This window comes from Roseateles sp. AC306 (assembly GCF_979253795.1).
On the sequence record NZ_CEEDEB010000017.1, the window covers coordinates 78,034 to 102,305 of the forward strand.

General features: G+C 65.7%; 22 protein-coding genes. 9 read left to right on the forward strand and 13 right to left on the reverse strand.

Features of this window, described 5'->3' with window-relative positions; translation table 11 throughout:
• Positions 1-239: 239 nt before the first annotated feature.
• A complete protein-coding gene (locus AC0IZJ_RS24770; protein WP_471854338.1) occupies positions 240-2,381 on the forward strand; it encodes a hypothetical protein in 2,142 nt (713 codons plus the stop codon).
• Positions 2,378-3,802, forward strand: coding sequence for a YeiH family protein (locus AC0IZJ_RS24775; RefSeq protein ID WP_471854340.1), 1,425 nt, complete (start codon positions 2,378-2,380; stop codon positions 3,800-3,802). Before AC0IZJ_RS24770 ends, AC0IZJ_RS24775 begins: the two co-directional genes overlap by 4 nt.
• Positions 3,803-4,160: 358 nt before the next feature.
• Here AC0IZJ_RS24775 and AC0IZJ_RS24780 read toward each other — a convergent pair whose 3' ends face one another.
• Both AC0IZJ_RS24780 and AC0IZJ_RS24785 read right to left on the reverse strand, forming a co-directional pair.
• Positions 4,161-5,129: a hypothetical protein gene (locus tag AC0IZJ_RS24780; protein ID WP_471854342.1), complete on the reverse strand. Its 969-nt coding sequence runs from the start codon at positions 5,127-5,129 to the stop codon at positions 4,161-4,163.
• Between the two features lie 313 nt (positions 5,130-5,442).
• Positions 5,443-5,685, reverse strand: coding sequence for a hypothetical protein (locus AC0IZJ_RS24785; protein ID WP_471854343.1), 243 nt, complete (start codon positions 5,683-5,685; stop codon positions 5,443-5,445).
• A gap of 33 nt (positions 5,686-5,718) precedes the next feature.
• Between AC0IZJ_RS24785 and AC0IZJ_RS24790 the strand changes: the two genes are divergently transcribed.
• From AC0IZJ_RS24790 to AC0IZJ_RS24815, 6 genes are all read left to right on the forward strand, one after another.
• A complete protein-coding gene (locus AC0IZJ_RS24790) occupies positions 5,719-5,988 on the forward strand; it encodes a hypothetical protein (protein ID WP_471854345.1) in 270 nt (89 codons plus the stop codon).
• 269 nt (positions 5,989-6,257) lie between these two features.
• Positions 6,258-7,580 carry a GGDEF domain-containing protein gene (locus tag AC0IZJ_RS24795; RefSeq protein ID WP_471854347.1) on the forward strand — a complete coding sequence of 441 codons (1,323 nt, stop codon included), beginning with the start codon at positions 6,258-6,260 and terminating at the stop codon, positions 7,578-7,580.
• A 386-nt stretch (positions 7,581-7,966) separates the two neighbouring features.
• Positions 7,967-9,934 (forward strand): TonB-dependent receptor plug domain-containing protein, encoded by a 1,968-nt coding sequence (locus AC0IZJ_RS24800; RefSeq protein WP_471854349.1) that lies wholly within the window; start codon positions 7,967-7,969, stop codon positions 9,932-9,934.
• 8 nt (positions 9,935-9,942) lie between these two features.
• Complete coding sequence (locus tag AC0IZJ_RS24805; protein WP_471854351.1) at positions 9,943-10,509, forward strand: YfiR family protein; 567 nt, start codon at positions 9,943-9,945, stop codon at positions 10,507-10,509.
• Complete coding sequence (locus tag AC0IZJ_RS24810; RefSeq protein WP_471854353.1) at positions 10,506-12,311, forward strand: putative bifunctional diguanylate cyclase/phosphodiesterase; 1,806 nt, start codon at positions 10,506-10,508, stop codon at positions 12,309-12,311. Before AC0IZJ_RS24805 ends, AC0IZJ_RS24810 begins: the two co-directional genes overlap by 4 nt.
• A 253-nt stretch (positions 12,312-12,564) precedes the next feature.
• Positions 12,565-12,852, forward strand: a complete 288-nt coding sequence (locus AC0IZJ_RS24815) for a ferredoxin (RefSeq protein WP_471854354.1) — start codon at positions 12,565-12,567, stop codon at positions 12,850-12,852.
• A 189-nt stretch (positions 12,853-13,041) separates the two neighbouring features.
• On the opposite strand, the gene AC0IZJ_RS24820 is transcribed toward AC0IZJ_RS24815, so the two are convergent.
• Positions 13,042-14,052, reverse strand: coding sequence for a GGDEF domain-containing response regulator (locus tag AC0IZJ_RS24820; RefSeq protein ID WP_471854377.1), 1,011 nt, complete (start codon positions 14,050-14,052; stop codon positions 13,042-13,044).
• A gap of 161 nt (positions 14,053-14,213) precedes the next feature.
• On the opposite strand from AC0IZJ_RS24820, the gene AC0IZJ_RS24825 reads away from it, so the two are divergent.
• On the forward strand, positions 14,214-14,381 hold the full coding sequence (locus AC0IZJ_RS24825; protein WP_471854378.1) for a hypothetical protein: 168 nt from the start codon (positions 14,214-14,216) through the stop codon (positions 14,379-14,381).
• Positions 14,382-14,479: 98 nt separating this feature from the next.
• On the opposite strand, the gene AC0IZJ_RS24830 is transcribed toward AC0IZJ_RS24825, so the two are convergent.
• The 10 genes from AC0IZJ_RS24830 to AC0IZJ_RS24875 are packed head-to-tail and all read right to left on the reverse strand — an operon-like array spanning position 14,480 to position 23,658.
• Positions 14,480-15,973, reverse strand: coding sequence for an amidase (locus AC0IZJ_RS24830; protein ID WP_471854356.1), 1,494 nt, complete (start codon positions 15,971-15,973; stop codon positions 14,480-14,482).
• Positions 15,970-17,376: an allophanate hydrolase gene (locus tag AC0IZJ_RS24835; RefSeq protein ID WP_471854357.1), complete on the reverse strand. Its 1,407-nt coding sequence runs from the start codon at positions 17,374-17,376 to the stop codon at positions 15,970-15,972. The genes AC0IZJ_RS24830 and AC0IZJ_RS24835 overlap by 4 nt, the downstream gene beginning before the upstream one ends.
• Positions 17,373-18,122 (reverse strand): ABC transporter permease, encoded by a 750-nt coding sequence (locus tag AC0IZJ_RS24840; protein ID WP_471854359.1) that lies wholly within the window; start codon positions 18,120-18,122, stop codon positions 17,373-17,375. The genes AC0IZJ_RS24835 and AC0IZJ_RS24840 overlap by 4 nt, the downstream gene beginning before the upstream one ends.
• A 7-nt stretch (positions 18,123-18,129) precedes the next feature.
• A complete protein-coding gene (locus AC0IZJ_RS24845) occupies positions 18,130-19,083 on the reverse strand; it encodes an ABC transporter substrate-binding protein (RefSeq protein WP_471854361.1) in 954 nt (317 codons plus the stop codon).
• A 5-nt stretch (positions 19,084-19,088) separates the two neighbouring features.
• On the reverse strand, positions 19,089-19,979 hold the full coding sequence (locus tag AC0IZJ_RS24850) for an ABC transporter ATP-binding protein (RefSeq protein WP_471854363.1): 891 nt from the start codon (positions 19,977-19,979) through the stop codon (positions 19,089-19,091).
• A gap of 10 nt (positions 19,980-19,989) precedes the next feature.
• A complete protein-coding gene (locus AC0IZJ_RS24855) occupies positions 19,990-21,000 on the reverse strand; it encodes a taurine ABC transporter substrate-binding protein (protein ID WP_471854365.1) in 1,011 nt (336 codons plus the stop codon).
• A 12-nt stretch (positions 21,001-21,012) separates the two neighbouring features.
• Positions 21,013-21,798, reverse strand: coding sequence for an ABC transporter permease (locus AC0IZJ_RS24860; protein ID WP_471854367.1), 786 nt, complete (start codon positions 21,796-21,798; stop codon positions 21,013-21,015).
• Complete coding sequence (locus AC0IZJ_RS24865) at positions 21,795-23,093, reverse strand: M20 family metallopeptidase (RefSeq protein WP_471854368.1); 1,299 nt, start codon at positions 23,091-23,093, stop codon at positions 21,795-21,797. The genes AC0IZJ_RS24860 and AC0IZJ_RS24865 overlap by 4 nt, the downstream gene beginning before the upstream one ends.
• Complete coding sequence (locus AC0IZJ_RS24870) at positions 23,090-23,383, reverse strand: DUF971 domain-containing protein (protein ID WP_471854370.1); 294 nt, start codon at positions 23,381-23,383, stop codon at positions 23,090-23,092. Before AC0IZJ_RS24870 ends, AC0IZJ_RS24865 begins: the two co-directional genes overlap by 4 nt.
• Positions 23,380-23,658 carry a HEAT repeat domain-containing protein gene (locus AC0IZJ_RS24875; protein ID WP_471854372.1) on the reverse strand — a complete coding sequence of 93 codons (279 nt, stop codon included), beginning with the start codon at positions 23,656-23,658 and terminating at the stop codon, positions 23,380-23,382. Before AC0IZJ_RS24875 ends, AC0IZJ_RS24870 begins: the two co-directional genes overlap by 4 nt.
• Positions 23,659-24,272 lie beyond the last annotated feature (614 nt).

Sequence of the window (24,272 nt, forward strand, 5' to 3'; positions counted from 1 at the left end):
GCTGCCGCGGCGTCCACACGGGGTGAGAAGGACTTGCCGACGTTCCCCGGTTCTGCGATTTCGCGGCCCCGCCTCTGCAGCCTTGCGGCTTCCGGCTGGCGGACTTGCGTCTTAGGCTTTGCGCTAAGGCTTCACATCGAGGGCGACCGCCCGCAAGCACACCGCATCGTTCACGCGCCATGTCCAACCTGGCGTCCCAAATTCGTTCACCTCATAGAAGTCACTGAAACGGGATCTTCATGCGAAGTGAATCACGGACGGCGCTGGGTTGCCTGGCCCTCGCGCTCACGGTGCTGGCCGCCACGACACCACCCGCGCAAGCCGCGGCCGCAGCCACCTCACCGGCCGCGACAAGCGCCGGCCGCGCGCTGCCGAGCTGGCCGGTGCGCTCGCGCGTGATCGCGACCGGCATGCGCCGCGCGTTCGGCGTGCGTCAGGTCGGTCGCTTCCACAAGGGCGGTCCCTTCGTGTCGAACCCGGAGTTCCTGCTGCAAACCCAGGCGGGTCGCGCCCTCGATCCGCAACGCGTGCTGGTCGCTGTGGAGCAGAACTTCGGTGCGGCACCGGGCAACGCGGCCCATGCGCCGGGTGCGATCCTGTCCATCGACACGACGGCCGCGACCGCTGGGCACGCGCTCGTCGTACCTGCCGTGCTGACGGCGCACAAGCCGGCCGAGGGGGGTGCCGTTCAGTTGTACAGCGTGCAATCGCCGGCCCAGCTCAACCGGCTGCGCAACGCCGGCGCGCGCACCGCCGGCTTTGCCGGCGTCTCGGGGCCGCGGTACCTGTCCATCAACAACGGCTTCGGACGGCCATGGGTGGCAAACGCCCCTTTCGGGCTGCTCGGCGACGGCAGCGAAAGCGTTCTCGATCCCGACGGGGCGCCATTGGCGAACGCGCCGAGCGACAGCGCGGGTGGCGTGTTCGTGGGCGCGCAAAACCCTCGCACCAGCCGGCCCAAGGCCGTCCGATCGGGCTGGCTCGCTTCGCTGCTGAACCGGCAGGACAGCGGCCAACTCACGCCTGGCGCGATCGATAAGGGCGCTTTGGGGACCGCCTTCCTCGGCTCGTCGCCGGACGGCAGCGGCTTCGCCGTGTTCGCGGTGGTCACTGGCAACGGCGCGGTAGTACAGGTGCACGTGCAGGACGGCGTGGATGGCCTGGCGCCGCCGGGCACGGTAGGCGTGGGCAACGAGGACCCTGGCGTCATCGGCATCGCCTTCCAGTGGATTCCCGAGCGGGCGCTGTTCGTCACCGACGCTCAGCGTGACCGCATCGCCGTGCTGCAATTGGCCGACGACACGCGCCAGTTCAAGCTGCAACGCACCCGCTACCTGCAGTCGCCATGGCTCAAGCAGCCAGTCGACCTGGCGGCCTGCGTGCCCGAGGTCGCGAACCCGCGCTTCGCAAGCCACACCACGCTCGCCGGAGGGTCCGATCTGTATGTCGTCAATCGCGGTGACGGCTCGGTGCTGCGCATGGGGCAGGACGGCAGGGTCGTGGCACGCGCCGTGATTGCCTGGCCGGACGGCCGCGAGGTAGGTGCCGGCAGGCTTGGTGCCATCGCGGTGTCCGCCGATGCGCAGCGCTTCTGGCTGATCGCCGAACGCGAGGCTGCGGGCGGCGCATCAGAAAGCGTGCTGATCGAGGCGAGCGGATTCGACGCCGCTGGCGCGTTCACCTCGCACGCAGAGGCCATTGCGGCACGGCCAAAGCCATCGGAAACAGCGGCGGAAGGCGCGCGCATTTTTTCTGCGGTGCTCACGCCCGAGACGGGGCTAGGCCAGCGGTTCAATGCCGCGTCCTGCGTGGCCTGCCACCCGGGTGCGGGCGGCGCGAGCTCACGCGAGGAACACTTTGCACGCCGCATTGCTCGCATGGACCCGGTGAGTGGCAGGGTGCTTGCCAGCGACGACCGTGCCCCTGCGATGGCGCCGCGGCACTCGATGACCGCGTCCGCAGTGCTGTCCGAACCGCTCCCACGCGCCGCCAATGTCGTCTCCCTTCGCATGCCCTTGGCGCTGGCAACGGCAGGCCGGCTCGACGAAATTCCAGATGCGGTCATCGAGGCGCAAGCCGTCAGCAAGGGCGACGGCATCAAGGGTCGCGTGCATTACGTGACTGGCGCAGACGGCACGCAGAGGGTCGGCCGCTACGGCTGGAAGGCCGATACCGCTCACCTGCATGAGGTCGTGGCGGAGGCGCTTGCCAACGAGATGGGCGTCAACAGCGTCCTGGCCGTGCACCCGGCGCCCACGGCAACGGACGACGGTGCCATGGTGAGGGCGCTCTCGGCCTACCTGCGCGAGCTCGCCGCGGCGCCGCCGGGCCCGTCGCCTCAAACGTCGACCGGGAAGCGTCCCGTCGAAGCGCTGCGATGACGGGGGCACTTCGTTGGCCCGGCGTCGGCCTGAAGCTGCGCGAGCGATCCCCCGGCCTCGCCGTGGCCGCCGCACTCGCTCTCGCGGCGGGCTGGATCGCCGGCGGCCTGGGCGACCCGATCGCACGCAACCCGGTGCTCGTCTCCATGCTGCTGGGCCTCATGCTCGGCAACGTGTTTGCCTGCCCCGCCTCACTGCGGCCCGGGCTCGACTTCACCAAGCGCTTCCTACTTCGCACCGGCATCGTGCTACTGGGATTCCGCATCACCGTTGACCTGTTGAGCGATCTGGGCCTGGCGCCGATTCTGATTGCCGCGGCCGAACTGGTGGTGGTGCTCGTGCTCGTCCGATGGGTGGCGGTGCATGTCTTCCGCCTGGATCCGCAACTGGCGCTGCTGGTGGCGGTCGGCTCGTCGGTGTGCGGCGCGGCCGCCATCTTGTCGGTAGCGTCGATGGACAAGGCCCGGGAACGGCATGCCGGCGTGGCGATCGCCCTCGTCACGCTGGCGGGCACCGTCGCCTTGCTGCTGTACCCCATCGCATATCTCGCCGGTCACATGCCCGGCCTCGACGAGCGCGGCTTCGGCATCACCGTCGGCGCGAGCATCTTCGAACAGGCGCAGGTCTACGGTGCCTCGTTCGCAATCTCGGAGGGGGCACTGAACACCGCGACGTTGGTGAAGCTCAGCAAGGTGGTGATGCTCATCCCGCTGCTGCTGGTGCTCGGCCTCCTGCAGCGGCGGCAAGCCGTGGGCGCCGCGCGGCGTCAGCTGCCGGTGCCCTGGTTCGTCTTGGTCTTCCTCGCCGTCTTGATGTTCAACTCGGCGGTGACCGTCCATCCCCAGGTGCGTGCCGCCATCCTGCAGGGCGACCAGTTCCTGTTCCTGATGGTGATGATCGCGCTGGGCCTTACCACCCCGCTAAAGCCCATGCTCGGCGGCGGCGGCCTGCGGCTGATCGGTGCCGGCTTGTTTGCGCTGGTGGCATCGGCCGGCATCGCCTACACGCTGACGCGTTTGAACCAGGGCGCCAGCGCTGTCGGGACGCCCGCTTCTGTGGAGAGCGCGCCATCCGGCAAGGGCGCCCGGTTGTTCAACGCGGTCGGCTGCGCCAAATGCCACGTCCCCAGTCTGCGTGGAAACAACGGCGATGTGCCGCTTTACTCGGACCTGCTGCTCCACGACATGGGCTCGGCGCTCGACGACAAGATCGCACAGGGTCAGGCGGGCGGCGCTGAATGGCGGACGACACCGCTGATCGGCACACGACTGCGGGACCGGTATTTGCACGATGGCCGCGCCGCCAGTCTGCGTGACGCGGTGCTGGAACACGGCGGAGAAGGGGAAATCGTACGGAAGCGATTCTTCGAACTCGACGAAGAGGAGCAGAAGGCTGTCTACGCGTTTGTTGCTGTGCTGTGAGAGCAGGCCGGCAATTTTTCAGCGCCGCTCGATGCCAACGGCTCCGCGCTCGAGCGCGTCCGGCCGGGGCGCCGGATTCATTTCGACCTACCCTTGGCCAGCTGAATGGCGTCATGGGAGCTCGCAAAGTTGAGATGTCCTACGACCGCTCGTGGCCGATTGCGTGAACTGATCGACCCAGGCCAGTACCCGCTTCGGGCACCAAGCTGCCAGCGGGCCGCCAGTCCGCGTCTCAGGGGGCAGGTCAGTGCCTTCAGAGCCGAAATTGAGCCAGCTACAGCAACAGGCTGGTTGCCGTTGTTTCAGACCGCCCAAAAGCAGGGATGCGCTGCGCGCGAGGGACATATTCAGCGTTGCCTTAGGTTGGATCCTGCCGCTCGCTGCGCCGACGCAGCCGCATCATCAGCACGCCCAGCAACCCGGCCGACCACAGCGCGCAGGTGCCGGGCTCGGGCACCGCTGGGGCCTGCATCCAATCGATGCCGCTGTCCGACTGCAGCGTGTAGCCGTCCATCGCCAGACCGCCCAGATAAAGGCCGTCCGAGCCGCCGTACTGCAGACCGTCGCTGAAATCGAGCTGCGTGGCGCCGTTCCCGCCCGCCGTGGTCTTGCCCACGGTGGCGTAAGCGCTGGCATAGACGCCCCAGACGAAGGACTGCCCCAGCGTGACGGGCACGGCGAACGTGACGACATCGTCCACCACGCGGCTGGTGCCGTAGGTCGCGGCCCAACCCACCCGCTGGCGGTCGGTGCCGATGGCATCGGAGGCGCCCGTGTGGAAGCCGGTGACATTGCCGAACAGCTCTTCCTCGTTCTTGAAGGCGCTCAGCATCACAGCGGAGAAGGAAAAACCGCCGCTGGCCATCGAGCCGCCCACACGCATGGTGTAGCGCCAAATCGCCGCTTCCCCGCTGTGGTCCGCGAGGTCCACCACCAGGCTGTCAGACCAGCCAGCGCCGCCAGCGGCCACTGCGTGCGGCGAAATGTTGGGGGCTGAGGTCGCCGCGCCAAATCGCATGCCTCCCATCGTCACGGCCGCTGACGACTGAGCCTGCACCGTGCTAGTGGCGTAGCTGGCAGCAGCCGTGGACCCGGCCGTACCGCTGTAGTACTGGCCCTGGCAACTGGTGCGCGCGGGGTAGGCACTGAAGGCGTACAGCAGGTCCCCGCCAGGAAGGTAGCTCTGCCCAGAGCTGAGATCGGTCGCGCAGGCCGACACGAAGCCACCAGGCGGGTTGACGCCGCCCTGGCTGGGCCCGGCAGCGGCGGGCAAGGTGGACAGGGCCGCGACGCAGGCGAGCGCGGGTGCAAGGTGCTTTGCCAACATAAAAATACTCCCCGGCGCATCGATGAGCACGCCATGGGGCAGCTTTGCAGGCCGCCGTTGCCGCGCCGTTGCCGCGCTGCGGCAAGGTTCGCGCTTTAAGGCGCAAAGGCACGACGACAACTTCTTGCCCAAAGCCGAAGCGTGCCGACGAAGGAAGACAGCACGGCAGTGGTCAATGCCGGTGGTGGCCGGCAGGCTTACTCACGCTGTGTGGCATCAAGCAGTCATTGGAGTTGGCTGCAGGGTGATGGCCTGAATGGCCGCTATTTCGCAAGCGTAGGCGTCGGCGCTGGCGCTGAAGCTCAGCGGCAAACTAGCTGCTGGCTAGGCCACCCGTCGAGCCCTGCACCTCCAGGAGATTGTTAATGCCTAACTGCCCACTGGCCTGGAAGGCATCGTGGTCGGTGTTGCCGAGGAAATGGAAGGTGACTGCCAAGCCTGCCAGTTCTACCTCGCTGCCTCCCGCCATCCGTTGCACCTCGCCGCCTTTTGGCTGATCCTGCGCTTCGAACACCGACACGAAATAGACCGTCAATGCATCAATGGCCCAGGTCAAAATCTACGCGGCGAACCTCGTGGACTGGTAGCTATGAGCATGTTGACTGAAATGGGAAGATGGTGGCGCACGCCGAAGGCGTACCCCAACGGGTCCACGTACACCGGCGCCCAAAACGTCGGATGGGCGTGCGTTGTGTTCAGCGCGGGCGCCTGCCTTGTGGCCTCCTGGATCGCTGCCTTCAAGTTTGCTTCAATAGGGACGGTCGCAGCGGCTGCGGCGCTTTCGGCCGGTGCGGTCATCTATCTCCATGCCGTCGGAGACTTTCCGGCGGCGGCTGCTAGGTCTGACGATCAAGCCTGAACTTGCGTTGGCTCGTCGCTGGCACTTGCCGTCCGAGAGTCAACAAAGTGCCCAATGCCAAAATTGATCCGGTGGCAGCGGGAGGCTGGTTCCATCAGCTGGTCTATCGCGGGTTGGGCACTTCGGCCGCCGTCGCCCCCCGTCTTGCGCGCTTTACCCCTTCTTCAACCTTATAACCAAGCGAAATGGGGCCTGCCGTGAAGGATGCAGCAGACGCCTGAGCTGCGCCTGCATAAAGTGCCTGGTTAAACGACTTAAGACCCTGACCAGTGCGAGAACTGACCAACCCGAACCTCCTCATCATCGGCGTCGCGCTGACGTTGGCCGCCGTGGTAAGCGTCGAGTTCTTGCCTGCCCGGACCCTGGAGCTGACCGCGCCTGGCACTGCCAGCGGCCCTTACTTAAACACTTCTGACGGCAACCAGAAAGACGCCTCCGTCCGATGGGTAGACCCAAAAACTTCGCGCCTGAGCTGCCACTACACCACGGCCATCGGCAACTACCTGGGCTGTGGCGTTACCTTCGTACTGACCGGCGCTGACGCGTCGCGCGGCCGAGACCTCAGCCGCTTCGACACGATGGAACTGGACGTGACGTACAAAGGCCCATCGCCTTCAGTGAGGGTAGCCCTGCGTAACTTCGATTCCCGCTTCTCCAAGATCGAGGACAACAACAGCTCGCGCTTCCATTCAATCAACCTTCGTCCACGTGACGTCGAGGGTCCCATCGTTCTAGAGATGAGCGAGCTGACCGTGCCGGAGTGGTGGATCGGGCAATACAACTTGCCGCACGAGCTCAACCGGCCGGGGTTGGAGAACGCGACCGCGGTGTCGGTTGACCTGCCTTCCATCCAGGCAGGTGAGGAGCACGAGTTGCAACTGAAGCGCCTCACGCTCAGGGGCCACTGGGTCAGCCGCGAGCAGGCCTACCTGGGTGTGCTAGGTGCGTGGATGATTGGCGCCATGTTGATGGTGCTCAATGGTTGGGCCCAGCTACGACGCAGCCACATCCGTCAGCAGCGCGAAATCGACGCGCTGACTTCGCGGACACGTCACTTGCGCGTCGAGCAGGAAAAACTGCGCCGCTTGGCGACGATCGACGAACTCACCGGCGTGCTGAACCGGCGTGGACTGGAACAGTCACTGACCGATTTTGAAGACGCAGCGCGGGGCATGACACTGGTGCTGCTGGATATCGACCACTTCAAGCACATCAATGACCGTCATGGCCATGATTGCGGTGACGAGGTGCTGCGTCGAGTCGCCGCCATCGTTGCCTCCAACCTCCGTGCCAGCGACGTCTTCGGCCGCTGGGGCGGCGAGGAATTCTTGATCGCTTCCGAAGGTACGCGCATCCGCGAAGCAGGACGCCTTGCCGAAAAACTATGCGACCGCATAGAGGCGGGCAATATCACAGTCGCGGGCCAGCGAATCAGCGTGACGGCGAGCTTTGGCGTCGCCGTATCACCGCCCGCGGAGCCGACGGCCGAAGCGCTTAAACGCGCTGACGAAGCCCTATACCGCGCCAAGGAGGCGGGGCGTAACCGGGTTGAGATTGACAAGACGTCTGAAATCGCGCCTACCACTGTCTAGGGTTATGCGAATCCGCAGCAATCTGCTGCTGGCTGCCCGGCCTCGTGCACCACAAGGTCATTTGCGCCCATTCTGTGCCATCGGTCCGAAGCGCTAGGTCGGGGATGAATCGGGGATGAGGTCAATGAGGCTCAGTGCTTAGGCGACTACGAACCCGGCCAGCGCCCTCACTGCCGATGTGCGCGGCTGGGGGCGGCAAACCACCTGCGTGGCGAGCGCTGGCTGCCAGTCGCCCGCCTTTTGGCCGACCTAGCGCCAAGCCGCCGCTTTGTAACGGCCGGTTGAACGGCCGCTGGACGTGACTTCCGACAACAACAGGCCCAGGCCGGCCCCGTAAACTTTTGTTTCATCTCCTGCCAGACCGTCCTCATGACGGCAGACGACCTGTGACCTGCCGAATCCATGCCATCGCTTCGGCGGTATTTTTTTTGTTGCTACAGCCGGCCGTTGCCAACACCACCCTAGACACGCAGGACGACAAAGCACTGGAGGCGCTGCTGACGAGAGAGGTCCAGGGAGCCTCCCGTTATGCGCAGAGTCTGATGGACGCGCCCGCATCGATAACCGTTATCGAACGGCGTGAATCCGGCGCGCTAGGACATCAGACGGTCGGCGACATGCTGGCGCGTCTCCCAGGGGTGTACATGACCAACTCGAGGTCATACAGCGCCATGGGATTGCGTGGCTTTAACCGGCCCGGTGACTACAGCTCGCGCATCTTGATGTCGATCGACGGTCAACGTACCAACGACGCGATCTACGACCAAGGGCTGCCCCAGTTCGAGCTTCCCGTCGTGGCGGAGTGGGTAAAACGAACGGAACTGGTTCAGGGCCCGGGTTCGTCCGTCTACGGAAGCAACGCACTATTGGGTGTCGTGAATGTGGTCACCCTGGACGGTGCCGACACGCCGGGTTTGACGACTCAGGCAAGCCTAGGTGACCGGGGCATGCGCCGGGCGGAACTGCACTACGGCGCTGCGGCTTCCTCCGGGCAGGACCTGTTTGTCGGCTTGAACCTGTATCGCAGCGCCGGCGAAAGTCTTTATCTCCCGGAACTTGGCACCTCAGAGGGCTGGGTGCATGGCCTAGACGGCGAGCGCCAGGCCGCGTTGCTCGCCAAGTACCGCACCGGCCCATGGCGCTTATCGTTCAACGCGGTACGCCGGGAGAAGGACCCAGCGACCGCGCCGTATGGCACGCTGGCTGGCGTGCACGGTACGACCTACAGCGACACGCTCGCGCTGGGGGAGGTGGCTTATGACGGCGGCTGGCAGGACGATGTCCGACGTACCCTGAGGCTGAATGTCGCCGCCTATGATTTCCGCGGCCGTTACGTGTTCGGTGAAGCGCCTGCGCTCATAAACAAGGACATCGCCCGTTCGCAGTGGACCACCCTTGAGGGACGAATGATGTGGCGCGGCCTGCTCAACCATCAAGTGATGGTGGGCGCTGAGGTTCGAACGTCGCCCTACGGCGTCCAGCGCAACTTCGATGTCCAGCCCCAACGGGTTAGCCTCGACTCTGACGTCAGGCAGCATTCGATCGCGGCGTTTGCCCAAGACCAGTGGCGACTGTCGTCGTCACTGCACCTGACAACAGGGTTGCGCGTTGACCATGTCAAGGAGTTTTCGCCTGCGCTTTCGCCCCGTGTGGTCATGGCCTACCGACCCAACGAGCGAGAGTCGCTGAAGTTGATGTGGGCTCGATCGTTCCGGACGCCCAATGTCTACGAGCGCTTCTACGAGGATGGCGGCATCTCGCAACTGAGCAACAGCGCGCTGAAGCCAGAGCGCGTGGGTTCCGGCGAGGCGGCCTGGGAGTACTTGCTGCCCAGCGGCCATGCCTTCAGCGCAAACGCCTACTTCACCCGGATGAGCAGCCTCATCGAACAGGTACCGCTCAACGATGATTCAGACGCTCCCGTCCAGTACCGCAACGTGGGTCGAACCAGCCTGCGCGGTCTTGACCTTGGTGTGGAGCAGCGATCGACCGAAGGTTGGACGTGGCGCATGAGCGCCTCGTGGATGGACGGGCGCGATCACACAGGCGCCAGGCTCAGCAACTCTCCGACCTGGTTGCTCAAGGGGCACGCCATCGCCCCTCAGTGGTACAGCTGGCAGCTTGGCGCCGAGTGGACCGTCATGGGTCCACGCAAGGGGCGCATCGATGTGCCCACGACGGCGGTATTGAACGCGCACCTTCGCTACCAACTGGATGCGCGCCAGAGCTTGGCTTTGCATGTCAACAACGCGCTGGACCGCCGCTACGCTGATCCGTCGACGCCAGACGTCGTTCTGGCGACGATTCCACAGCCCCGCCGCAGTCTGCGCCTGGATTGGCGCTTTACTCTCTGAGTGCCTGAATGATCGCCCGGCCGAGAGAGTTGCTTAGATCAGGGATTTGGCACTGCGTCGTTGCCTGCCTGATCGCGTTCGGCGGAATGACGGGCACGGCCGCTGCGCAGGGATCGAGCCCTGCAGCGCTCAAAGCCGAGGTGATCTACCGCTCGCTGATGTTCATCACGTGGCCAGCGGATCGCGGTGTCTCCGAAAAGGAAATGCGGATATGCATCGTGGGAGACGGGCCTGTGGAAAGCGCACTGCAGTCTCTTGTTGGCCGCAACATCCGCCAGATCGCTATCGTCGTGCGGCGCTTGAGCCGGTCAGACCCGCCCGCAGGGTGTCAGGTGCTCTACCTGCCTTCACCTCAGCCAGCGCTCATTGCGCCGCTCGCTGAAATGCCCGTCCTGATCGTCTCTGATTCGGCCAACATGCTTGACCAAGGAGCCATGATCAACCTTCAGGTTGAGGACGGCCGCATTGTCTTTGACGTTGAACTCGATACCGCTCGACGCGCGGCGCTCACAATCAGCACCAAGCTCTTGCGCCTGGCGCGCTTCGTCCGCCGCGTGCAGGCGCCTGCGTCATGAAAGCCAGTCTCATCCAGGCTGTTGATCGGCAGCGAGAACTGCTCGTCGCCCTGGCAGCCTTGTTCGTTTTCGCGGTTGCCTTGAGCGTGTTTCAGTACGTGCGCTTGCAGGACCGGCTGATCAAAGATCTGCAAACCCAGGCGGATGTCGTCGCGCAAACGGTATCCGCTGCCCTCGTTTTCGAGAGCCGCAGCGACGCGGGCGAGAGCCTGGCCGCCCTCCAACGGAGCCCCGCCATCGTGCATGCGCGGGTGCTAAACCGGGAGGGCAGGGTGTTCACGGAATACTTCCGCCAAGTGGATGAGCCCTCGTCGTTGGAAGCATGGGCCGGGGAGGCGAGGGTGGAAGTGCCCGTCGACGCAAATGGAGAGCGCGTGGGCCAACTTGTTCTCGAAGCAAGCCGCCTTCCGATGTACACAGATCTCGCTCAGTTCCTAGGCGCAACCATGGCAACGCTGGTGGCGACCGGCGGTCTGGCGTGGTTGATGTCCAAGCGCCTGCGCGTTCAGATTCGCGAAGTCGAGCGGCGCACCCGCTACCTCGCGCGCTTCGATGCACTGACCGATCTACCGAATCGAGACCAGATGCGAAGTCTGTTGGAGCCCGCCTTGGCGCAAGGCGGTACGACCTTGCTGCTCCTGAACCTCGACGACTTCAAGCAGATCAACGATCAACACCGCCATGCGGCGGGTGACGCCGTCCTTCAGACCGTCGGGCAGCGGCTGCGGATGATGTGTCGTCCTGGCGACCAGGTCGCTCGCTTGTCCGCTGACGAATTCGCCATGTTGCTCATCCCCGGCTTGGATGAGCAGGCTTTGCGTGAGCACGTCGCAGAGTTGCAGCTCGCATTGACGCAACCCGTCAGCCACGACGGCCACTGGCTCTCTCTGCATATCTGCGTGGGGGCAGTGGCACTGCCGGACTTTGCCAAGGACCCCAGCGAGGCCATGCGATGCGCCGACGCTGCGATGCGGCACGCCAAGCAGCTCGGCAAGGACAGCTTCCAAGTATTCACCGCCGAGATCGGAGAAAGCCTGCGCAAGCGCCAGGCGTTGGAGCATGACCTGAAGTTGGCGCTGTCGACTGACGGGCAACTTTCGCTGGCCTACCAACCGCAATACGACGCGCAACGGCGCATTCGAGGGTTCGAAGCCCTCGCGCGCTGGAAACATCCGGAGCGCGGTTGGATCTCTCCGGCGGAGTTCATCCCGGTGGCCGAACGGTCCGGCCTCATCGTTGACCTCGGACTGGGGATGTTGACCATCCTCCGTTCGGATCTGGACCGGTGGAAGGCGCAAGGCGTCAACTGTCCGCTAGTCGCCGTCAATCTATCTTGGGAACAATGCCGCAAGCCCCAATATCGTGACCGGTTTCTGCAGCAGCTGAAGGCGCTTCACCTCACGCCGGCGGAAATCGAGTTCGAGCTGACGGAAAGCGCTGGATTTGAGGACGTCGACAACCCGGATTCATTTATCTTCACCTTGCAGGGGTTGGGGTACAGCTTGGCAATTGACGATTTCGGCACTGGGTATAGCTCGCTCGCCTACCTTCGGCGCATCCGTTGCCGCAAGCTCAAGATCGATCGGTTCTTCGTTCACGGCATGTCGGCCAATGCCGACTCGCGCACCCTTGTGGCTTCAATCATCAATGTCGCCCACGGGATGCGCATGGAGGTGGTCGCCGAGGGCGTTGAACTGCCGGAGGATGAGGCCATCCTGATCTCAATGGGTTGCGACTTCATGCAGGGCTTCGGTTTTTGCAAACCGGTATCCCCCGACCAGGTTCCCGCGTTGATTTCCTGATGGCAAGAAGCGATAGCCGCTTCTACGGCCGGCGCAAGGTGAAGTCGAGCAACATGTACTCGCTGCCCTGTCCAGCGCACTGGTCGTGCGCACCAGCGCCTTCTTCGTAAGCGTGCGGCGATCCCGTCTTGACTGAGCCAACCTCTGAACTCAGCGGCGACTTCGTACGCAAGCATTGAGCGGTGGGACTTTATTGGTCTCTTCAGGTTTGCCAGTACCGTTGACGTCACTTCCCAGCCTACCTTAATACGCCATGAGCAACTCGCGACCTCCACGCATCAAGCGGGTGAGCATAGAAGAAGACCTCTGCTGTGCCCATTACCTTTGCGAAGGCGAGGCGCCTGAGATCTTCCATGCGGTCGACGGCGAGTGGACAGTACGACTGCACGACGAAATTGACGAGAAAAAGCTGCAAAGTAACTTCCGCTGTGTCATGTGGGCGGCCAAGGTTTGTCCGGTGTCCGCGATCCAGATCGAATTGGATGACGGCCAAAAGCTGAACGGCGACAGCCCCCAACTTGACGCGCTGCTAGGCAGTTGATTTCCTTGCGATACCGTCTGAATGACGGCTCTGCAGCATTGGAAACGCAAAGTCGAAGGACAGCAACGGTGCAGTTGCCGCTGGCGCCCTAGCGCCATGAGTCAGTTCAGAAGGAAGGCGTCGAAGCGTCGTGCTGCTGCCTGGCATCGATGTGAGTGCGAAGGGCTCATCGGTTCGGGTATGAGCTCCCTACAGCCCCATCAACTCACTGGAAGTGCAATCCCGACCCCGATCCTTCGAAAGGTACAGCGCCCGGTCGGCTCGTTCCAGCACCGTATCCACCGTATCACCCGAGCGTGCCTGAGCGACGCCGGCGGAGAACGTGTAGCGCATACCGGCATGCGGCTCGAGGGTGTGACGGATTCGCTCTAGTGCCGTCTGTGCCTCATCCAGTTCTGTGCCGGGGAGTAGCAGCAGGAACTCCTCGCCACCCAGGCGGCCTATCGCCTGCCCCGCACGCATACAGCTCTGAGCGTGTTCGCAGAAGTGACGCAACACGGCGTCGCCGCCGGCATGGCCATACGTGTCGTTGACCGTCTTGAAGTGATCCAAGTCGAGTACGGCAAAGCAGACCGGCTGGGAGTGCCTTCGCGGGTCCGTCAATGCGCTCGCCGCTAGTTGCAGGATGTGTCGGCGATTGGGAACGCCGGTCAATTCGTCGGTGAAGGCCGCCTGGACCGCCTGCTCGTGTTCCTGCTGCAACTCGGCGGCCATCCGTTGATTGGCACGCAAGAGGCGCTCGAAGTAGTCCTTCTCATCGCGCAGAGACTTGCGCTGAAGATAGAGCGAGACGAATGCGCCAACTTTGCTTTCCAGAACCAACGGATGGACGGGCTTCACCAGGAAGTCGAACGCACCGGTCCCGTACCCTCGGAACGCCAGCTCCGTGTTCATGCTGGCACCCGTGATGAAGATGATGGGCACCTCGCGTGAGTGTTCCTTGGCGCGCATCATTCCTGCCAGCTCAAAGCCGTCGATGCTCGGCATATTGACGTCGACAAGCGCCAGCGCGAAGTCTCGCTCTTGAAGCCGTTCCAACGCCGCCGCCGCGCAGTCGACGGACACCACCTCTATGCCAGGTCTTTCCAGAATCAACTTCGTCGTCAAAAGTTGATCCGGCTGATCATCGACATGGAGGACTAAGGCGGTTTCGGAGGTAGACAGCTGCGCTCCAGATGAACGATGTTGAAAGCGAGTTATTGCACCGCAGCATCGTTAACGCTGGCGCCAATGTTTCAACACGTTACCTCCGGCGTTGTGCTCCCGGCAATCGTCGATCACCAGCGTGACGCTGCCGAGCGAGCGGGTCAGCGCTTGAATCCCCTGAAGTGCAGGCACTATCCCTTTGGCAGGCAACCGACATGACGGACGTCCGCACTGGCTACACCGTGATCGCGCCAACTGCGGCGGAGATGATGGGGGTGCGAATCGAACAGGTCGTCGTCCGCCTTGGAGATTCCAGCTTCCCTGTGTCCAGCCACTCCGGCGGGCAATGCGGCGACAAAAACGCCCCGGCGGGCGTCTTCTGAGCCCTCGTCGGCTTCCGGCTGGGTGCTGTCGGAAGCAGTCGGCGCCAGAGAGCAGCGAAGTTCCCTCAGCGGTCGACGCTCCCTTGTCCACAGGTTCTTCAGCCGCAATGCGTCACATGGACCGCCGGCCGGCCTCGGACCGGCTCGATGACCCGCTGCACCGCGGCGCCCGCTCGCAGCAAGGCGGTTTCGTCGCCCCAGCGGCCGTAGAGTTGCACTGCCAGCGGCAGGCCGCCGGCGTCTAGCCCGGCGGGCAGGGACAGCGCCGGCAGGCCGGCCTCGTTGGCGGGCATGGTGTAGCGGCCGGCGTCGAGGAAGCCTTGCAGGAAGTCGCCGAACTCGTGGGCCACGGCCGGCGACAGCGTCGTGTTTGCCAGCGGCGTGGCGTATGGCACCACAGGCATCAGCAGCACGTCGAAGCGCTCCAGCAGGGCACCGAACGCGAGCGAGGTCTTCACGTTGTCACCCAAATAGCGCATCAGGTCAAGCTGGCCGTAACCGGACGAGGCGCGCCAGTAGTCCTGCACGCCGGGCGAAAGGCTGGCGACCTGCTCGGTCGATAGCTCGCCGTGGGCGAGGCGCCAGGAGGCGGCGCGCATGCCGGCCCAGAAGGTCTCGAAGGAGCGCCACAGTACCGCCCAGTCGGGCAGGGCGGCTGATCTGATCTCGTCGACATGGTGGCCGTCCTTGGCCAGCGCCTCGGCGACGGTACGCACGCGCTGCGCACGCTGCGGTTCGCATTCGCCGTTGCGCCCGAAGGCATCGGTGGTGAAACCGACCCTCAGCGGGCGCGGCAGGTCTTGAAGCAGTACCGCAAGGGCCTGCGTCGGTCCGCTGCGCTGACCGGCGCTGTAGAGCTTGCCGAGCGGAGCGGGCTCTGCGGTCGTGGCGTCAAGTGCCAGGGCAGCGTCTTCCAGCGACCGCGCGAACACACCTTCCACCATCGACGTGTTCAGCAGTTCGTTCACATGCCAGGGCAGCGGCAGCAGGCCCCTGCTGACCTTCAGGCCGACCAAGCCGTTCAGCGCCGCCGGCTGGCGGATGGAGCCAGCGCCATCGGTGGCATGGGTGATGGGCACCACGCCCGCAGCTACCAGCGCGGCGCTGCCGCCTGAGGAGCCGCCGGCGGTGCGGCTGGTGTCCCAAGGGTTGCGCGTGACCTGCAGGCCGCGGTACACGGTGCTGGTGTCGTAGCCCATGCCGAGCTCGGCAGTCGTTGCGCGGCCAAGCAGCTGCACGCCCTGCTTCAGCCAGGCGGCGGGCAGCGGGTCGGTGCGGGTGACTCGCTCGTCGCGGTGCAACGCCGAGCCGTTCTCGCGCCTCAGACCGGCGGCGGAGGAGCCCAGGTCTTTCAGGAAGAACGGCACGCCGGCCAGAAGACCTTCGCGGGCGCCGGGCAGCGCCACGTCGGGCGCAATGTGCGGTTCGTCGAGCAACTCGACCAGCGCGCTGATCTGCGGCTCGACGCGCAGCGCGGCGGCGTGGGCCTGGGCGGCGACTTCGGCGGGCGAGACATCGCCTTGGCGCACGTGCTGCGCGATCTCGACGGCGCCGAGCGCGCCCCAGCGCTCCCAGGAATAGGGATGTGTCATACGAGGACGTCCTTGAACTGATGGCCTGTGGCGCCCAGGCGGCCTGCGGTGCGTTGCTGCACGGCGCGCGCGAGGGCGCCGATGTGGCGCTCGCTGAAGCTCGGGCCCGCGATCTGCAGGCCGAACGGCAGGCCGTCTTCGCGCCAGCCGGCGGGCACGCTCAGCGCGGCCAGGCGCAGCGGGTTAGCGAAGTAGGTGTAGTGGCCCATTCGGCTGTTGGCGAGCATGGGCTCGGCGTCCAGCTCGGCCACGGTTGGAATGCGGCCGACGGTGGGCGTGATGAGCAGCGTGTCGTGCAGCTGGCGCTGCACTTGCCGCTGCAGCGTGCGCAGGCTGTAGAGCGCGCGGAAGGTGTCCGCGGCGCTGTAGTGCTGACTGGCGAGCAGGGCCTGCTTAACGGCGGTGTGCACGGCGTCGGGATGTTGTTCGACGGTGGCGCCGTAGGTCAGCCAACGCTCTGCGATCAACGGGCCGTTGAAGACGAGTCGGCCCGCTTCGAGGAAGGGTTCGAAGTCGATCTCTTCGATTTCACCGCCCAGCGCGGTGAGAATGCCAAGCGTGCGCGTCCAGGCCAGCCGCTGCGCGTCGTCGCCGAAAAAGTCCAGGTGTTCGCCCGCTGGCACCGCGAAACGCCAGCGCGCGGGCAGCGTGCCGGGTTGCCAGGCCGACGGCTCGTTGGGGAGGGCCTCGCTGAGGTACGGGTCTTCGTCGTCGGGGCCGACGATGGCCTGCAGCACGGCGTAAGCATCGTCCACCGTCAGCGCGAAGACGGGCGGCACGTCGAAGGTGCGGTTGCAGTAGAGGAAGCCGCGCGTGCTGGCCGAACCCGGTGTGGGCTTCAGGCCGACGACGTTGTTCAGCGCGCCCGGCACGCGTCCGGAGCCGCCGGTGTCCGAACCGATGGAAAACGACACCACGCCCGCAGCCACCGCAACGGCGGAGCCCGAGCTGGAGCCGCCGGGCACGTAGCGGGCGTCGATGGCGTTGGCGCAGTGGCCGGTGGTGGTGCGCACGCCGACGAGGCCGGTGGCGAACTGGTCCATGTTCTGCTTGCCGACGAGCAAGGCGCCGGCGGCTTGCAGCTTCTCGACGACGGCGGCGCTTCGTTCGGGCACGTAGGCAACGGCCGCGCAGCCGGCGGTGGTGGGCCAGCCGGCCACGTCGATGTTGTCCTTCACGCCGAAAGGCAAGCCGTAGAGCGGCAGCGCGTCGCCGCGCTCACGGCGGGCTTGGACGTCCCGAGCCTGTTGGCGCAGTTCGTCGTCGGTCGCGCGATGCAGCCACACCTTGTCGTCGCCGCGCGCGGCCAGACGGTGCAGCAGTTCGTCGACGAGCTGCAGTGGCGTGAGGTCGCGCGTGGCGTAGGCGCGGGCGAGGGTCTTGAAATCGAGGCTGTAGCTCACGTGGCCTTCCAATGCACCAGGCGCGATGCGCCCAGCTCGAACAACTTGTCGGCGCAGGCCGACACCAGGCCCAGCATCACCAGCCCGGCCATCGTGTGGCCGATCTGCATGTTCTGCTGGCTGATCTCCATGCGGTACGCGATGCCCGCGAAAGCCCCCGCCAATTCAGCCGCCACCAATGTGTAGAACGCGATGCTCACGGCGGTGCGCAGGCCGACGAGGATGACCGGCGCGGCGGCGGGCAGCTGCACGGTCCACAGCAGGCGCTGCCGACCCGTACCCAGGCTCAGCGCCGCACGCACGAGGTTCTCGTTGACGCGCTGCACGCCCATGTGCGCCGACAGCCACACTGCGAAGAACACGCCCCAACAGACGAGGAACCACTTGCCCCATTCGGTGAGGCCGAACCACACGATGACGACGGGCACGAAGGCGATCGGCGGGATGGGCCGCAGCAACTGGAGCGCGGGCGACAGCAGCGCTGCGATGAAGGGCCGCGTGCCGGTATGGATGCCCACCAGCACGCCAGCAACCGCACCTGCTACGTAGCCGATGGTCACGCGGTTCAGGCTGGCCAGCAGGTCGACCCAGCCATCACCCGCGCCGAGGTAGTCGCGCAAAGAGCGGGCCACCTCCCACGGCGACGGGAACAGCACCGAGTTGACGAGCTGCAGCGCGCAGACGCCCTGCCACAGCGCCAGCAGCAGCGGCACCGAGGCGAGGCGGGCGACTTGCGATGCGTTCACGAAATGCTCACAACTTCACGCGTGAAGCGGCCACTTCCTTCAGTGGCCCGGTCTGGATCACCGCCGAGAAGTCAGGCAGCGTCGTCGCACCACCGGCGGCATTGCCGCTGTCGATGCGCCACTGCGCGTGCTTGGTCAGCGCCTTGACGGTGAGGTCGTCCAGCGTCAGCTCGTAGATGTAGTCGCCCCAGACCTCCGCAAGGTCCTCGCGCTTCATGCTGGTGAGGCCGGCCACCAGCGTGATGGCGTCTTCACGGTTGGCCTTGAGCCAGCGCTCTGCGTCGAGCAGCGCGCGCAGGAAGTTGGCGAGCAGCTTGGGATTCTTCTTCGCGTAGTCGTCGGTGACGACGACGTTGAAGGTCTCGGCATAGACGTTGTCGAGCGACAGCAGCTTGGCCTTGTCGCCCAGCGCCTTGCGGCCGTTGGCCACATGCGGCTCCCAGATGTTGTAGGCGTCGATGCTGCCCGACGCCGCCGCAGCGATCATGTCCTGCGGGCGCAGGTTGACGAGGGTCACGTCGGCCTTGGTGAGGCCGATGCGCTTGAGCAGCTCGTGCGTGTAGACCTCGCTGCCGGTACCGGCGGCGTAGCCAATGCGTTTGCCCTTCAGGTCGGCCGACGTCTTGTAGCCTGGGGTAGCGATGAGGGTCTTCAGCTCCGAATACTCCATGCGCGCGACGAGCGCCACCCTCTGCTTGGCGAAGGTTGCGGCCGTCACGGGCGACTCGGCCGCCGTGGCGATGTCGGCGCCACCGCCAAGCACGGTCTCCAGCGCTTGGCGGCCGGTAGTGAAGTTAGCGATCGTCACCTCCAGCCCGTGCTGCTGGAACAGGCCCTTGCTCTGCGCGATCAGCGGCAGCGCGGAGATGGGCGACAGGTTGATGGCCAGGCGGACCTTGTCGGCCGCTGCAACGTGCAGCGACAGGGCGAGGCCCGCAACAAGGGCGAGCGATCGGAGCATGTTTTTCATGGTGCAGTAGGTTGGGAGGGAAGTTCTTGGGCCATCGCCTGGAGGCTTTCCTCGCGGATGGCGGCGCGCAGCGTGCGCACGTGGGTGAGCGCCTCGGGCGACTCCAGCAGGTCGTGGTGGCGCGGGCGCGGCAGGCCGATGCGCAGCTCGGTCTTGATGCGGCCGGGGCGGGCGGTCATCGCGTAGACGCGGTCCGAGAGGAACACCGCCTCCTCGATGTCGTGCGTGATGAAGAGCACCGAGGTGCGGTAGCGCGTCCAGATGTCTAGCAGGATCTCCTGCATGACGGCACGCGTCTGCGCATCGAGCGCGCCGAAGGGCTCGTCCAGCAGCAGCACGCGCGGCTTGTTCGCCAGCGCCCGCACGATGCCCACGCGCTGGCGCATGCCTCCGGAGAGCTGCTCGGGGTAGTGAGCGGCAAAACCCATCAGGCCGCAGCGGGTGAGCAGCTCGTCGACGATCTCGGCGCGCTCGGCCTTCGGAACGCCGCGCACCCGCAGGCCGTATTCGACATTGCCGCGCACCGTGAGCCAGGGGAAGAGCGAGTACTGCTGGAAGACGACGCCGCGCTCTGGGCCGGGCGCGGTGATAGGAACGCCATCCAGCTCCGCCCGGCCGCGGTCGGCGCGCACGAAGCCGGCGGCGATGTTGAGCAGCGTGCTCTTGCCGCAACCGGACGGGCCGACGATGGAGACGAATTCGCCTTCGCCGACGTGCAGGTCGACGCCCTGCACGGCCTCCACGCGCTGCTTGCCGGTGCCGAGCGTGACGCCCAGGTTGGTGAAGCGTATGCCGCCACCGCGGCGCACCGCGGTCAACGCCGTCGTGTCGGCCACGGAGGGCGGGGTCAGCGCAGCGGCGCCGTCACGTTCGAGCAAGTTGAGCATGGCGCCTTCCTCACTTCTGCGCCGAAAGATGGCGCTCCAGGTAGGCTGGGTTCAAGAAGGCCTCGTATCCCGCGCGGTCCTTTACCGAGGGCAGGCGGTTCTGTTCCTTCAGGAAGGTGGCCGTGGCCAGCAGCGTGTCGGCGAAGCGGCCCTTTTTCGCGCTGGTGCCGAGATACTCGGCCGTCACCTGGGCGCTGCACGGCACCATGGTCGTGCCTTTCATCATGCGGCGCGCGTCGTCGACGGACAGGCCAAGTTCCTTGGCGATGATCTGCGCCGTCTCCTCGGGCTTCTTGTTCCAGTGGTCGATGGCCGCGCATTCGCTCTTGATGAACCTGGTGACGTAGGCCGGGTACTTCTGCGCAAAGCGCTTCATCACCACGGCGACGTCCCAAGTCGGGTAGCCACGCTGGGCCATCTGGCCGCTGTCGAGCACGTGCTGGCCGTCGCTGTCGGTGGCGCGGCCAAGCGCCGGCTCCCAGATGTAGGCGGCGTCGATGTCCTTGCGCAGCCAGGCGGCGAGCGCGTCGGACGGGCTCATGTCGAGCAGCTTCACGTCGGTGGGCTTGACGCCGGCATCGCGCAACGCGGCGATGACAAGGTAGTGCGTCGTCGAGCCGAAGGGCACTGCCACTGTCTTGCCGGCCAGGTCCTTCACGGTGGCCACGCCCGCGCTCTTGCGACCGACGAGTCCTTCCACCGCGCCCAGCATGTTGAGCACGAAGATGCCTTCGTAGCCCAGCTCGCGCGTCACGCCGATGCTGGCCGGCGGGTTGCCCACGCCGCCGAAGTCGAGCTGGTCAGCCGCCACGGAGCGGTTCACATCGCCGCCGGAGCCGAACTTGATCCACTTCACCGGTACGCCGAACTCCTTCTCGTGCAGGCCCAGGCCCTTGGCGACGAGCTGTGCGTTGACGAGGTTGAGGTAGCCGATGGTGATGGCGGGTGGCGCGTCCTGCGCGCTGACCGAAGCGGCGAAGACAAACGTGGAAAGGGCGAGAGCGAGGCGAGCGAGCTTCATGGAGTGGTTCAGTTAGGAGAGAAATCGCCACGGCGTGACGCGGCGCTCGGCAAAGCGCAACACCCCGTCGAGCAGCCAGCCGGTGAGGCCGAGCACGACGAGGCCCATGATCACGACGGGCGTGAGGAGAAACTTGCTCGCGTCCCAGATCATCCAGCCGATGCCCGCGGTGGCCGCGACGATCTCGGCCGCGACGAGCACGGTGTAGGTGAAGCCCAGCGCAATGCGCATGCCGGTACAGATGGCCGGCAGGCAGGCGGGCAGCACGACGGTGAAGAACAGCCGCGCGCGGCCCGCACCTAGTGACCGGGCGGCTTTGACGATCTGTGGGTCCACCGCGTGTACGGCCTGCATGGACGACAGCGTCAGCGCCGGCAGGCCGGCCAATGCGAGCAGCGCGATCTTGGACGTGTCGCCGATGCCGAGCCACATCACCAGCAGCGTGTAGAGACCCAGCGGCGGCAGGGGACGGTAGAACTCGATGATCGGGTCGAACACCGCGCGCACGTGGCGCGACTGGCCCATCAGCAAGCCGAGAGGAATGCCGATCGCGCAGGCAATGGCGTAGCCGGCCAACACGCGCTGCAGGCTGGCGAGGATGTGCTCATGCAGGCGGGCGCCCTGATAGCCGTCGATGAGCACGTCGCGGAACGCCTGCCAGACGTCGCCAGGCGCGGGCAGGAAGATGGGGTTGACCCACTTCGCCGCGGCCAGCGCCGCCCAGGCCGCGAACAGCACAAGCACCGTCGTCGCGCCGATCGCGCGCTCGGTGCCGATGCCGCGCAGGACGGCCGTCATGGTTGATCCACGCCCACGATGCTTGCGACTGTCAACGCGAGGATGCGCGTGGCCGCGACCGACTTCTCGATGCGGATGTACTCGTTGATCGGCGGCCAGCCGTCCTCACCCGGGCCGAACGTCACCGCGGGGATGCCGCGCTCGGAGAAGCGGATGGTGTCGTTGAAGGCGTTCTTCCGGTACAGCTCGGGCTCGTCGCCCAGCACGGCGCGGTAGGCGGCGCGCAGCGACTTGACCGGCTCGGCTTCTTGGTCCTGTTCAACGGTCGCGTTGACGAAGAGCGCGCCTGGATAGGGCCTCAGCGCGACGCCGAGGCCGGGCACCTGTTCGCGCAGCGGAGCGATGGCGCGCTCCACGTCTTCCAGCACGCCGTCCTGGGTCATGCCGGGCACGAGGCCGACGAGCCCGAGCACCAGCTTGCATTCGCCTGGGGTGAACTGCATCTCACGCGGCTCGCCGGCGCGAACGCGCAGCACCGTCACGCGCGGCGACGTGCCGCCGTACATTAGCGGCGCCTTGTGGCGGAAGGCGATCTCGTTCAGAGCCTTCAGAACGGCCGGCAAATGGTCCACCGGGTTCAGCGCGGTGTCGGGCCGCCACAGGTGGCTCTGCACGCCGGTCAGCGTCAGTTCGGCCAGGAAGTGGCCGCTGTTGGCCAGCGCGATGCCCATACCCCAGCGGTTGCCTTCACGCGTCCAACCGGTGGGCTCGCACGTGATCTCGTAGTCGGCGCGGATGCCGATCTCGTCGAGCAGGAAGATGGAGCCGTCCGGCCCGTTCTTCTCTTCGTCCACCGTGTAGATGCATTGAAGCGTGCCGCGCGGGCGCCAGCCAGTGGCGAGCAACGCCTCGACGGCGAGCAGCGTGCAGGCGAGGTTGGCGCGCGTATCCGACGTGCCACGGGCGAACAGGAAGTCGCCGTCGCGCGTCGGGTTGTAAGGGTCGCCGCCCGTGCGCGTCCACAGCGCGTGGTCACCCGCCGGGTAGGTGTCGAGGTGGTCGTTGACGATCAGCGACGGCCCGCCGGCCGTGCTTTTGAGCGTGCCCACTACGTTGGGCCGGCCGGGGCGCTTGGCGATGAGTTGCACGTCGAAGCCGAGTGTGCGCAGCTTGTCGGCGACGACGAGGGCGATGCCTTCCTCGTGGCCGTGGGGTTGATCCGGGTCAAGCGGGTTCTCGGCGGCGGGCTGGCCGGCGGGGATCAGCTCGCGCGCCAGCGCCAGCCAGCGGGCTTCGTCGATGTGGGCGTCAATGGCTTGCGAGAGTGCGGCCAGGGAATCTTGGAGGTCGGTCATGGCGTGGCGGGCGTGGTGGACAGCTCTTGCAGCAGCGCCCATGGGTAGATGCCGCGGTCGTGGCCGTCGCTGAAGATCAGGTGCAGGGCGTGTTGGCCGACGGGCTCGGCGCCTGTCAGCTCGACGGGTGCGTCAGTGATTGGCTCGCCCCGCTGCGCGCGGGCGCTGCAGCCGCCGCAGCGGCAGGAGGCGCGCAGCGTGTCCGCGAAAAGATTGGCGGTGGCGTCGGGCCACCGCAATTGCAGCCGTTGGGGAGAAAGATCGACGGCGAGAGGCGCCGCGTTACTCATTGGTCCACTCCAGCTCGTGCAACGAGGCGTTGCTGGGCAAGGAGCGGGGCATTGCGGACTTCGGGATCAGCGTCGGCCGCAGCGACCTGCAACACGGGCACGGCGCTCGCGTCACCCATGTCACCTAGGGCGATGGCCGCTTGCTTGCGCAGGTTGCCGGCGGGATGGAGCAAGGCCTCGTTCAGCAACGGCACGGCCTGCATGTCGGCGATGCGGCCGAGCACGGCGGCGGAGCCGTGGTGCAGCGTTGCGTCAGCGAGGGCGAGGGAGTTCATCGGAAGTGAGCGGGGCCTGACCTGTCATGTCAGGTGCACTCACTGCAAGCGTTGTGCCGGGTGTTCGGCGAGCCTTGGTGGGAGGTCGCTTCTCCTATGAAAACGACTGTCGACCGGGCTGCCCCGGGAGGGTCAGAGGTGGTGTGCACAAATCAACAGACTGCTGAAAAGCGAACAGCAAACTGTTGATAAATCAGCAGCGTGCTCCAAGGCTGATTGCGGCCTTTCGCAAGGCAATCGACGAGCGGCGGTTATGTGCCCAAAGCGGCAGGTCGAGATCGACGACTGAAGACGGGACCGCAGCGGCTGCTGACATCCGGGGCAGTTGGTCAGATTTACGGTCCCACCTAAAGCCGTCATTGGCCCACCGGTCGCGGCGCCGTAGGGATGACCACTGTGGAGCGGTGAAGCAGCCATCAGGGGGATCTGGCCGCAACCCATCGCTTAAACCGGCGGCTACATGATGCTGCGGTGCCGAGGTTCACGGGGACTCGGCGCGTCCGAATCAATCAGGTAGCGGTCGCGCGGCGGGCGGCGGCGCGATTTGCCTGTTCGCTTTGGGCCGGAAAGGCAGCATCAGGACGCTACCAATGTCCGTGCTTGCCGGGTACAGC